This is a genomic window from Aurantiacibacter aquimixticola, from assembly GCF_003605475.1.
GTDB lineage: Bacteria > Pseudomonadota > Alphaproteobacteria > Sphingomonadales > Sphingomonadaceae > Alteraurantiacibacter > Alteraurantiacibacter aquimixticola_B.
Window position 1 is genome coordinate 278,358 of record NZ_RAHX01000001.1, and the last position, 11,325, is coordinate 289,682.

At 63.5% G+C, this 11,325-nt stretch carries 13 protein-coding genes; 5 read left to right on the plus strand and 8 right to left on the minus strand.

Annotated elements, in window-relative coordinates:
- Positions 1 to 32: 32 nt before the first annotated feature.
- Together recR and def are read left to right on the plus strand one after the other, a co-directional pair.
- Positions 33 to 629 carry a recombination mediator RecR gene (recR, locus tag D6201_RS01415; RefSeq protein WP_120047081.1) on the plus strand — a complete coding sequence of 199 codons (597 nt, stop codon included), beginning with the start codon at positions 33 to 35 and terminating at the stop codon, positions 627 to 629.
- A gap of 126 nt (positions 630 to 755) precedes the next feature.
- Entirely contained in the window at positions 756 to 1,322 is a 567-nt protein-coding gene (gene def / locus D6201_RS01420) for a peptide deformylase (protein ID WP_120047082.1), read from the plus strand.
- Between the two features lie 66 nt (positions 1,323 to 1,388).
- Here def and D6201_RS01425 read toward each other — a convergent pair whose 3' ends face one another.
- Entirely contained in the window at positions 1,389 to 1,793 is a 405-nt protein-coding gene (locus D6201_RS01425; protein ID WP_120047083.1) for a four-helix bundle copper-binding protein, read from the minus strand.
- Positions 1,794 to 1,888: 95 nt separating this feature from the next.
- Here D6201_RS01425 and D6201_RS01430 point away from each other — a divergent pair, with 95 nt between their 5' ends.
- Positions 1,889 to 3,325, plus strand: a complete 1,437-nt coding sequence (locus D6201_RS01430) for a DNA recombination protein RmuC (RefSeq protein WP_120047084.1) — start codon at positions 1,889 to 1,891, stop codon at positions 3,323 to 3,325.
- Positions 3,322 to 4,038 (plus strand): hypothetical protein, encoded by a 717-nt coding sequence (locus tag D6201_RS01435; protein WP_120047085.1) that lies wholly within the window; start codon positions 3,322 to 3,324, stop codon positions 4,036 to 4,038. Before D6201_RS01430 ends, D6201_RS01435 begins: the two co-directional genes overlap by 4 nt.
- On the opposite strand, the gene D6201_RS01440 is transcribed toward D6201_RS01435, so the two are convergent.
- Genes D6201_RS01440 through D6201_RS01470 form a run of 7 tightly spaced genes read right to left on the minus strand, consistent with a single transcriptional unit; the run spans position 4,035 to position 9,333 of the window.
- The gene (locus tag D6201_RS01440) at positions 4,035 to 4,835 is read right to left on the minus strand and encodes a TrmH family RNA methyltransferase (protein WP_120047086.1); all 801 of its coding nucleotides are present in this window, start codon (positions 4,833 to 4,835) and stop codon (positions 4,035 to 4,037) included. The two genes, D6201_RS01435 and D6201_RS01440, sit on opposite strands and share 4 nt — an antisense overlap.
- A gap of 11 nt (positions 4,836 to 4,846) precedes the next feature.
- Positions 4,847 to 5,122, minus strand: a complete 276-nt coding sequence (locus tag D6201_RS01445) for an HPr family phosphocarrier protein (RefSeq protein WP_120047087.1) — start codon at positions 5,120 to 5,122, stop codon at positions 4,847 to 4,849.
- A gap of 14 nt (positions 5,123 to 5,136) precedes the next feature.
- Positions 5,137 to 5,541, minus strand: coding sequence for a PTS sugar transporter subunit IIA (locus tag D6201_RS01450; RefSeq protein ID WP_120047088.1), 405 nt, complete (start codon positions 5,539 to 5,541; stop codon positions 5,137 to 5,139).
- A 52-nt stretch (positions 5,542 to 5,593) separates the two neighbouring features.
- Entirely contained in the window at positions 5,594 to 6,502 is a 909-nt protein-coding gene (gene rapZ / locus D6201_RS01455; RefSeq protein WP_120047089.1) for an RNase adapter RapZ, read from the minus strand.
- 45 nt (positions 6,503 to 6,547) lie between these two features.
- On the minus strand, positions 6,548 to 6,985 hold the full coding sequence (locus D6201_RS01460) for an HPr kinase/phosphorylase (protein WP_120047090.1): 438 nt from the start codon (positions 6,983 to 6,985) through the stop codon (positions 6,548 to 6,550).
- 25 nt (positions 6,986 to 7,010) lie between these two features.
- On the minus strand, positions 7,011 to 8,567 hold the full coding sequence (locus D6201_RS01465; protein WP_120047091.1) for a stimulus-sensing domain-containing protein: 1,557 nt from the start codon (positions 8,565 to 8,567) through the stop codon (positions 7,011 to 7,013).
- Positions 8,560 to 9,333: a response regulator transcription factor gene (locus D6201_RS01470; RefSeq protein ID WP_120049126.1), complete on the minus strand. Its 774-nt coding sequence runs from the start codon at positions 9,331 to 9,333 to the stop codon at positions 8,560 to 8,562. Before D6201_RS01470 ends, D6201_RS01465 begins: the two co-directional genes overlap by 8 nt.
- A 211-nt stretch (positions 9,334 to 9,544) precedes the next feature.
- Here D6201_RS01470 and D6201_RS01475 point away from each other — a divergent pair, with 211 nt between their 5' ends.
- Positions 9,545 to 11,206 carry a phosphoenolpyruvate carboxykinase gene (locus D6201_RS01475; protein WP_120049127.1) on the plus strand — a complete coding sequence of 554 codons (1,662 nt, stop codon included), beginning with the start codon at positions 9,545 to 9,547 and terminating at the stop codon, positions 11,204 to 11,206.
- The last annotated feature ends 119 nt before the right edge of the window (positions 11,207 to 11,325 follow it).

The window sequence follows — 11,325 nt, forward strand, 5'->3', positions numbered from 1 at the left end:
TATCCGTAGCGCGCGGCCCTATCTGGCAGGCGATGGCATCGCAAGAGATCGAAAACCTGGCCTCCGCCCTTGCGCGCCTGCCCGGCCTCGGCCCGCGTAGCGCGCGGCGCGCCGTGCTGTGGCTGGTAAAGCACCGTGAAACGGCGCTGAAGCAGGTTCTGCACGCTCTCGAAGCGGTTCAGGACAAGCTCGTCGAATGCGAAACTTGCGGCAATGTCGATACGCAGAACCCGTGCACGATCTGCGCCGATCCCAAGCGCGATGCGAAAAGCATTTGTGTGGTGGAGGACGTCGCCGATCTCTGGGCGCTGGACCGCGCGCGGCTGTTCACCGGGACCTATCACGTGCTCGGCGGGCGTCTGTCCGCGCTCGATGGCATCAGGCCGGAAGACCTTGCGATCGACAGCCTGATGGGCCGCGTGGAGCAGGGCGGGGTGGACGAGGTCGTGCTCGCCATGAACGCAACGCTGGAGGGACAGACGACCGCGCACTACATCGCCGAGCGGCTGGAGGATCGGCCTATCCGAATTACCCAGCTTGCTCATGGGCTGCCGGTGGGCGGAGAGCTCGACTATCTCGACGAAGGCACGCTGGCGCAGGCGCTCCGCGCGCGAAGGCCGCTATCCTAAGCCCACCCCGCTGCGACTAACCTCGCCTGCGGCTCGCTAAGTCTCGCTCCCCTCCTGCTTGCGGGAGGGGCCAGGGGTGGGCCAGTCCCGTTGAACATTCGACCAAACGGAACTATATTTATCGCCATGGCCATACGCGAAATCCTTGAAGCGCCGGATCCCCGGTTGAAGACCATTTCCAAGCCCGTCGAGACCTTCGATGCCGGGCTGAGGACGCTCGTCGACGACATGTTCGAGACGATGTACGCCGCGCACGGTATCGGCCTTGCCGCAATCCAGGTGGGCGAGCCGATCCGCCTGCTGGTCATAGACCTGCAGGAGGAAGATCCGGACGCAGAGCCCGTCGAATGCGAACATGACGGGCACAAGCATACCCACCCAGCGATCAAGAATGATCCGCGTGTCTTCGTGAACCCGGAAATCCTCGACCCGAGCGAGGACATGGGCACTTATCAGGAAGGCTGCCTGTCGGTTCCCGAGATCTACGCCGATGTCGAGCGCCCGGCGCGTTGCCGCGTGCGCTGGCAGGATCTCGAGGGCAAGAGCCACGAGGAAGAGATGACCGGAATGATGGCCGTGTGCATCCAGCACGAGATGGACCATCTCAACGGCATCCTCTTCATCGACCATCTCAGCCGGCTGAAGCGCGGCATGGCGCTGAAAAAGCTCAAGAAGATGCGCGAAGCGGCCTGATCCGCTCGGCACACAAAAAGGGCCGCTCCATCGGGGCGGCCCTTTTTGTTTGGCGGTTGGCGTCGATCAGCTGCGCGCGTGTTCGACCATCCCCTGCAGCGCCTTCGTGCAATCCTCGACCACTTCGCGGCACATCCGCTCGCAGCGATTGCAGTGCGGATTGTCGTGCTTCGCGCTTTCTTCCGCGCAGACCTTGCAGGCGATGATGCACGCTTCGAGCAGTGACTTGATCACTACCGTATTGCCATGCGTGCGCCGGGCGGCCACCGTGCTGACGGCCTGGCAGATGTCGGACGCGTCCGAGCATTTGCGGATGCATTCGGACATGTCGCCCTGTTCGGCATTGCAGGCATCGACACACGAATTGCAGATTGCGGCGGCGTACATGGCATGCTTCACCGCCTCGCCCAGCTCGTCGTTATAGTCGGACCCGACGCTCGGGTGGTCCTGGATCATTTCCTTGATCGACATTTGGGTAATCTCCTTTGCCTGTCGAGCGCACGGGGCGGGGGATTGGTTCCGATTGATGCTTGGCAGCCGCGCCGCGTTCGGCCTATGTTCCTCGCATGGATACGACCCCAATTTTGCTGATTTTCGTTGCACTGCTGCTGGGCGCAGGGGCTGGCTGGTTCTTAGGCTCGCGGCCCGTCGGCGAATGGAAAGAGCGCCATGCCGCCCGCGATGCCGAGGCGCGGGAGCTGGACGAGAAATTTCGCAAGGCCATCGTCGATCTCGAAGGCGCGAGCGTTCGTGCGCAGAAGGCCGATGCGCTGGGCGAGCAGCTGGAAACGGTGCGCTCGGAACGCGAGACGCTGCGCGCCCGGCTCGCGACGCTGGAGGCGGATGCCGCCAATCATGACAAGCAGCTGACCCTGATGAAGGAAGCGCGCGAGGAATTGCTGACACAGTTCCGCGCGGCGGGCAGCGACATTCTCGGCAAGGCGCAGGAGAAGTTCATCAAGGATGCCGCCGAGCGCTTCGGCAATTCGGAAAAAGCGAACAAGGAAGCCGTCGCCAATCTGCTCAAGCCGGTGAACGATCGGCTGCAGAAGTACGAAGAGCAGGTTGGCAGCCTCGAGCGCCAGCGCAGCGATGCCTTTTCCAAGCTTCATCAGCAGATCGAAACGATGCGGCTGGGGCAGGAAGAGGTTCGTCGCGAGGCGCAACGACTCGGCAATTCGCTGACCAATGCACCCAAGGCGCGGGGCCGCTGGGGCGAGCGTGCGCTGCAAAACCTGCTCGAGCAGTGCGGCCTTGCCGAGCATACCGATTTCCACCTCGAGCAGTCGATGGATACGGCAGAGGGGCGGCTGCGGCCCGATGCCATCGTCAACGTCCCGGGCCAGAAGAAGCTGGTGATCGACTCCAAGGTTTCGCTCAATGCCTACCAGGCCGCGTTCGAGGCGGACGACGATGACGAGCGCAAGCGGCATATGGCTCTGCACGCAAAGTCCATGCGCGGACATGTGCAGACGCTGGGCGCGAAAAGCTATCAGAGCCAGTTCGAGGAAGCGCCCGATTACGTTGTGATGTTCGTGCCTGGCGAGCATTTCGTCGCCGCCGCGCTCGAAGCCGACCCCGAACTATGGGATTACGCTTTCGACAATCGCGTACTCCTCGCAACGCCCACCAATCTTGTCGCGATTGCGCGTACCGTTGCACAGGTGTGGCGGCAGGATGCGCTGGCGGCGGAGGCGCAGGAAATCGGTCGAATGGGCGCGGAGCTCTACTCCCGGCTGGAAACGGCGGCTGCGCATCTCAAGCGCATGGGCGGCGGGCTTGAAACGGCCGTCACGAATTACAACAAATTCGTCGGCAGCTTCGAGCGCAATGTCCTTTCCTCCGCGCGGCGGATGCAGGAAAAGGGCATAGAGATCGGCAAGAAGGAGATCGACGACGTGCCGCTGGTCGAGGGGACGCCGCGCTACAATGCGGATGACATGACCGAGGAGGACCGCGCGCTGCTCGGCGCCGCAGATCCCAAGCGTGAGGCGGCGGAATGAAGTTGCTTGCCGTGCTTCCGGTGATCGCGCTGGTGCTCACCGGTTGCGACCGTTCCGACCCGCCGGCTGTCAAGATGGAACGCGCTGCTGAGGAGCTGGTCAAAGAGGTCGAAGGGGAGAACCTGCCTCAGCAAGCAGCTGGCCCCTTCGCGCCGCGCGATGAATGCACCGATCAGCCGGGCGCGGCAGAATTTCTGTCGCAGCTTCGCCGTGCCATTCGCGATCGCGATGCCGAAAGCGTGGCCGCCCTGGCGGCAGAGGACGTGCGGCTGACGGTCCTGGACGATGCGGGCCGCGCTCGTTTCGTGGAATTGCTGGATGCCAGCGGCGGAGAGCGCTGGAGTGCGCTCGACGACCTGCTCGAGCTCGGCTGCGCGTCGGATGGTGCGACCATGACCATGCCGTATTTCGCAGCGCAGGAAATCGCCGGAGAATGGATGGAAACGGCTATCGTTACCGGTGAGGATATTCCAGTCTACGAAGCGCCGGACGCGAGTTCGCCCGATATCGCCCGCTTGTCCTGGGAAGCCGTTAGGCGTGTCGACAACACCTCGGACGGCATGGCGGCGGTCACCTGGTCCGAGGAGGGGACGGGAAGGCCACGCGAAGGCTTTATCCGCAGCGAAAACCTGCGTTTGCTGGCTGATTACGAATTGGGCGTCTCGCGGCGCAACGACCGCTGGCGTATCACACATTTCGTGCAAGGCGACTAGCTCTCCAGCGAGGCAAGCACCTCGTACCCCAGCACCGCCGCCGCCACAGCGGCGTTGAGCGAGTCCGCCCGCCCGCGCATCGGCATCGTTACGCGCAGGTCGCATGCCGCCTCGTAGTCCTCCGGCAGGCCGCGCGACTCGTTGCCGACCAGCACGAAGCACGGCGCTGTATAGGGCGCGCCGCGGTGGGGAACGGCATCGCGCAGGCTCGCAGCGACGAGCTGTCCTTCGCCGCCTCTCAGCCAGCCGATGAATTCCTCCCACGGTGCGCGGGCCAGCTTCTGCGTGAATACTGCGCCCATGCTCGCCCGCACAGCCTCGACGCTGAAGGGGTCCGCGCAGTCGTCCACCAGGATCAGCCCGCCAGCGCCGATGGCATCGCCGGTGCGCAGCATGGTGCCGAGATTGCCGGGATCGCGCAGCGCTTGCGCGACCAGCCAGATGGGCGCTGCGCTGCGGTCGAGCGCGGTCAGCGAGGTGTCGAACTCCGCGAACACGCCGACAACGCCCTGTGGATTGTCCTTACCCGTAATCTTGGAGAGAATATCGGGCGTGGTCTTTACGATCTCACCGCCCGACGCCTCCACTGCCTGTTCCAGCGCGCGGAGCAGCGGATGCGGATCGCGCGCCTGCGCCATCACCAGAATTTCCGGCACCCGCCCGCTTTCGCGCGCGTCGGTCAGCAGGCGCAGCCCTTCGGCGAGGAACTTGCCCTCGCGCTTGCGGTGCTTCTTCTCGCGCAGGGAGCGCAGATATTTGACCGTAGGATTGGAAAAGCCGGTGATTTCGCGGCGCATTATCGCCGCGCCTATTCTTCGCCGAAGCCGGTTTCGACCAGCGCGGAAAGCTCCGCCAGCCGTTCTTGCGCGGCATCGCCCTCTACCCGCAGGGTCACGGTGTCACCCTTCGCCGCGCCTAGCATCATGAGGCCGAGGATCGAGGTGCCGAGCGCTTCGTGACCATCCTTGGCAACAACAACCTTGCTGCCGTCCATTTCCGCCGCCGCGGCGACGAATTTGGCGCTTGCCCGGGCATGCAGCCCGCGCTTGTTGACGATGACGAGATCCCGGCTGTGTCCGCTCACGCTCGTGCTCCCCCTCAGGCGTGCTGTCCCAGAAACTCCGACGCGACCGTTATGTAATTGCGCCCGGCATCGCGCGCCGCCTGCGCCGCATCCGCCAGCGTCATTTCCTTGCGTGCACCGGCAAGACGGATGAGCATCGGAAGGTTGATACCGGCGATCACCTCGGTTTTGCCCGCTTTCAGCAGCGAAATGGCGAGATTGGACGGCGTCCCGCCGAACAGGTCCGTCAGCAGGATCGCACCGGCGCCGCTATCGACCGTCCTGATCGCCTTGGCGATGTCCTTGCGGCGGCGTTCCATGTCGTCATGGGGGCCGATGCAGATCGTGGCGACCGCATCCTGCTGGCCGACGACATGCTCCATCGCGGACACGAATTCCTCGGCCAGCCGGCCGTGGGTGACGAGAATAATGCCGATCATCTGGGTTGGCAGCTCTTCGGGTGCGACTCTCTCTCAGGGGCCGGGCGATATGTCACGGATGCTGCGTGCCTTCCACGAGTTCCGCCGCGCGCGACCCCAGATTCCTATGCAGGACCGTGGGCGAAAAGCCCCCATCGCGCAAGACCTGCGCCATCTTCTCTGCCGTGTAGACACTGCGATGTCTCCCTCCGGTACAACCGAAGGCGATATTGACATAGGCCTTGCCCTGATCGGCATAGCGGGGAAGCAGTTCAAGCAGCAGGCTGCGTATCTTGTCGAAGGTGCTGGCGAAGACGGCGCTCTTCTCGATAAATTCCCCGACCGGCGCGTCAAGCCCGGTCTGTTCGCGCAAATCCTCCTGCCAATGCGGATTGTCGAGGAAACGCATGTCGAAGACAAGATCGGCCGTCGGCGGCATGCCGCGCGAAAATCCGAAGCTTGAAACGGTGACGGTCATTTCCCTGGGCGCGGTCTGGCCGAATTGATCGCGGATCGTCTGCTTGAGGTCGTTCGTGGTGAAATCGGTCGTGTCGATAAGCGCGTCGGCCCAGCGCCTGAGCGGGCTGAGCAATTCGCGCTCCGCCGCGATGCCGGAGGAGACCGGCAGATCCTGCGCCAGGAAATGCCGCCGCCGCGTCTCGTTGAAGCGACGTTCCAGCTCGTGCCCGGCGCAATCGAGAAACAGCGTGGTGACGGCGATATCCTCGTCATCGACCATGCTTTTGACTTGTTCGATGACTTCCGACGGCACGAAACCGCGCGTTCTGCAATCGAATCCGATGGCGAGCGAAAAAGATTCGCTGTCCGGTCCGATAAGCCGATCGAGCAGGCGGATGGGAAAATTGTCGATCGATTCCCAGCCGAGATCCTCCAGCTCCCGCAACGCGGTGCTCTTGCCCGCGCCGAGCATGCCGGTGACAAGGAGAATGCGCTGCCGCGCCAAAGAGGCTGTGTCGGCCATCAGCAGGCGATGTAGCGTGGCTGCAACAAAAGTGAAGTGAATGCGCTATTGCGCATCGTCGTCGATCCCGTGGATTTCCAGCGCGGCTTCGGTCCGAAGGGCGAGGGCGGGGGTGTCGGGATAGAGATCGATCTGAGGCAGGGACTGCCCGAGAAGCGTCGCTTCCGCCACGCCCAGAGGCAGCCGTTCGGCATCGGCGGTAAGGTGGATGAGTATCGCCAGAGGCGCGGATGTCGTCGGCACTTCCAGCAGTCCGACATTGCGGATTTCGATCAGGCCTTCGGTATTGGGCGGTGGCGAGGCGACGATGCGCTGCGTGTCCGGATCGACTGCCACGCTCACGCCGTCATCGCCGACGAGATCACCGCCGCGATCGAGCAAGGCCAGGGCGAGGGAGGATTTCCCGCTGCCGGGCTCTCCACTGATGAGAATGCCGCGTCCACGCATCGCGACGCAGCTGACATTGGCGAGCACTTCGCTCATTCGCAAATCCCCTCATCCGGCCTACTCATGCGGCGGGCAAGTCGAGGACCAGCCGCGCACCGCCCAGTTCGCATGGATTTTGATCCACACTGAGCGAGCCGTCATGCGCTTCGGCGATCGTGCGTCCGATGGCGAGACCGAGGCCGCTGTGATTGCCGAAATCCTCGTCCTCCGGTCGCTGCGAATGAAAGCGCCGGAAGACCTTTTCGCGCTCGCTTTCCGCAATGCCCGGGCCTTCATCGCACACGCTGGCGCGGACACGGTCGTCGCCGCGCTCGACGCGGATCAAAATGCGCCCGCCTTCCGGCGAGAAGGAGACGGCATTGTCGAGCAGGTTTTCCGCAACGCGCTCCAGCCGTATGGGCACGCCCATCACCAGCGGTGATCCATCGCCCTGCTGCACGTCCACTTCGCAAGTGCCGGTTTCGCCGCGATCGCGCTTGCGAGCGACGACGTTGATGAACAGTTCCGCCAGATCGACCGCTGCGAACGTCGCGCGGCTGAGTTCGGCATCGATGCGGCTTGCTTCCGAGATTTCGGTCACCAGCCGGTCTATCCGGCGCACGTCGTGGGCCGCGACATCGACCAATTGCGCGCGCACCTCCGGATCCTCGACCTTGGACAGGGATTCTGTCGCGCTGCGCAAGCTCGCCAGCGGGTTCTTGATTTCGTGGGCGACATCGGCGGCGAATGCTTCGACTGCGTCGATGCGATGGCGCAAGGTGGCGGTCATGTCCGAAACCGCCCGGGCGAGCAGGCCAATCTCGTCCCGCCGCTCGTCCATTCGCGGCACTTCTACCTCGCGGGAGCGTCCCTGCCGCACCCGGCTTGTGGCAAGGACGAGGCGGCGCAGCGGGTCGATGATCGTGCTGGCGAGGTAGAGAGAGAGCACGGTCGAGACGAGAAGCGCGAGGAGGATGATCGTCATGAGGCTGGTGCGCGCGGAGCGGACGGCCTGAGTGATGTCGACCGCGTTGCGCGTGGTCAGCAGCGTGGCGCCGTTCACCCCAACTGGCGCGGCAGCATTGATGACTGGCGTTCCATCCGGCGCGCGGCGCAACTCGATCTGCGACAAACCCTGCTGACGCACACGCGCGACTTCCGGCCAGGCGTCGGCACCCCTGTCTTCCGGCTCGACATATGCGGGCGCAGATGGCGCGCCGACCACGACGTTGACGGCATTGTCCGTCCAGCGAGCGAGGTCTTCGAGAAACGGCTCGGCTATCGGATCGTCGAAGGTGAAGCTGGGCTCGTCCAGATCGAAGCTGTCCGCGATCAGTTCACCTTCGGGATCGTACATGCGCAGTCGCATGCTCTGTTCGCGGCCGATCTGGCTGAGCAGGGCCTCCTGACGCTCTCCCGTCGCACCCGCCAGCGCCTCGGCGGTGATCTGCGCCTCGATGCGAGCCAGCTTGAAACGTTCGTCGAGCAGCTGGCGGCGGTAGGAATCGAGGAAGAACAGGCTGCCCGCCAGCACCAGCAACGGGATCAGATTAACGGCAAGGATACGCTTGGTGAGCGACGTGCCAAATGGAAAAGCGAGCCGCTCCAGTCGACTTGCCGCCGCGCCGCTGTCAGCCATCGGAGAAGCTGTAACCCGCGCCGTAAAGCGTCTCGATCGCGCCGAATTCGGGATCGACGCTACGGAATTTGCGCCGCAAGCGCTTTATGTGACTGTCGACGGTGCGATCGTCGACGAACACATCGTCCGGGTAGGCGGCATCCATCAGCTGGTTGCGGCTTTTGATGACGCCGGGGCGCTGGGCCAATGCTTCGAGGATGAGAAACTCGGTGACGGTCAGGCTTACCGCGCGCCGGTCCCAGGTCACCTGGTGGCGCGCCGGGTCCATCGACAGGCGACCGCGCACGATCATGTCCGTTGCGCTTGGATTGTCTTCACCGGAAGCGGGCGGGGCAGGCTCGTGCCCCTCCTCCAGCGGCGCGGCACGGCGCAAGATCGTGCGGATGCGAGCGAGCAGGAGGCGCTGGCTGAAAGGCTTGGCGATGTAGTCGTCCGCGCCCATCGCCAAGCCGGCTTCCTCGTCCTCTTCCTGATCCTTGCTCGTAAGGAAAATTACCGGAAGATCGGACGTGGCGCGCAGTTTCTGCAGCAATTCCATGCCGTCCATGCGCGGCATCTTGATGTCGAACACGGCCAAGTCTGGCGGGTTGGTTTGCAGGGCCGCCAGCGCCGCCTCACCATCGGAGTAGACGCGTGTGGCGTAACCCTCCGCCTGCAGCGCAATGGAAAGAGTGGTAAGGATGTTGCGGTCGTCATCGACCAGCGCGATCACCCGCTGGTGTTCGCCGGGCACGGGCCCGTCGGGCGCGCTTTCGCCATCCTGCATGGTGTCGTGATTCGGTTCCGTCATCGTGATGTGAACGGGCGTAACTTTTCGCGGCGGTTTTCACAACGCCGCACGCAGCAATCCCACCGGAAAACCGGTCTGCCTGCATGTGAACGATAACATGTCGTGATGATTGTGATCTGGCGCGTCCAGCAAATTGACGCGGCAAATTCAGGCCCCTATGCGCGGCGAAGAAAAGTCACGCATACGAATGCGTAGCTCTGTGATTCCGCGTTCCGAGGAGACTGTTTCCGTGTCCGTTCCGCTTTCCGTTTCGCTGTCCGATCAAGGCATTGCGACCGCCGCCACCATCCACGCGAATCTCGGCACCGCCGCGCTGGTCGAGCACGCCATCGCCAACGGCGAAGGGCGGCTCGCCAAGCATGGCCCGCTCGTCGTGGAGACGGGCAAGCACACCGGACGCAGCGCGAAAGACAAGTTCATCGTGCGCGATGGGGAGACCGAGGACACGGTGTGGTGGGACAACAATGCCAGCATGTCGCCCGAACACTTTGCCGCGCTGAAAGCGGACTTCATGGCGGCGTTGGGCGAAAAAGACACGCTCTACGTCGCGGATCTGTTCGGCGGCTCCCAGCCGGAGCACCGCGTACGCGTGCGGGTGATCAATCAATTCGCCTGGCATAATATGTTCATCCGCACGATGCTCTGCCGCCCGACGGCTCAGGAGCTCGAGGGCTTCGATCCCGAATACACCGTAATCGACCTGCCGGACTTCAAGGCGAACCCCGGCCGTCACGGAACGCGCGGCGAAACTGTGATTGCGGTCAACTTGTCGGAAAGGCTGATCCTGATCGGCGGCACGCATTACGCCGGTGAGATGAAAAAGAGCGTCTTCGGCATTCTCAATTATCTGCTGCCGCCAAAGGGCGTCATGCCGATGCATTGCAGCGCCAATGTGGGGCCGGACGGAAAGACGGCGGTGTTCTTCGGACTGTCGGGCACGGGCAAGACGACGTTGAGCGCCGATGCCAGCCGCACGCTGATCGGCGATGACGAGCATGGCTGGTCCGACACCGCAGTCTTCAATTTCGAAGGCGGCTGCTACGCCAAGATGATCCGCTTGAGCGAAGAGGCCGAGCCTGAAATCTACGCGACCACGAAGATGTTCGGTACGGTCCTCGAAAACGTGGTGATGGACCCGGACACGCGCGAGCTCGATTTCGACGACAACTCGCTCGCCGAGAACAGCCGCGGGGCCTACCCGATCGATTTCATTCCCAACACGTCGGAAGAAAATCTTGGGCCCGTGCCGAGCAATGTCGTGATGCTGACCGCCGATGCATTCGGCGTATTGCCCCCGATCGCGCGGCTGACGCCGGACCAGGCAATGTATCATTTCCTGTCGGGCTACACCGCGAAAGTGGCGGGCACCGAGATCGGCGTGACCGAGCCGGAAGCGACTTTCAGCACTTGCTTCGGTGCGCCGTTCATGCCGCGCCATCCGAGCGTGTATGGCAATCTGCTGAAAGAGCGCATCGCCAAGGGCGGTGTGCAATGCTGGCTACTCAACACCGGCTGGACAGGCGGCAAATACGGAACGGGCAGCCGCATGCCGATCAAGGCGACGCGCGCCCTGCTGAACGCAGCGCTCGACGGCAAAATGGATAAGGTCCAGTATCGCAAGGATCCCAATGTCGGCTTCGACGTACCGGTCAGCGTGCCGGCCCTGGCCGCGGCGGGCGTCGATCAGTCCATTCTCGATCCGCGCAGCACTTGGGACGATCCGGAAGCCTATGATCGTCAGGCCGAAAAGCTCGTCCAGCTCTTCGTGGACAATTTCCAGCCCTTTGCCGCACATGTCGACGAGGGCGTGCGCCAGGCCGCGCCCGGTGTGGAAGCGCAGACCGCCTGATTTCAAGGCCTTACGTTTGGAGAGGAGAGCCCCGCCCGGTTTCGCGACCGGAGCGGGGCTTTTTCTCGGCACAATTCGCGCGCACAAACGTCAATCCGGCAGACATTCAGGAGACACGA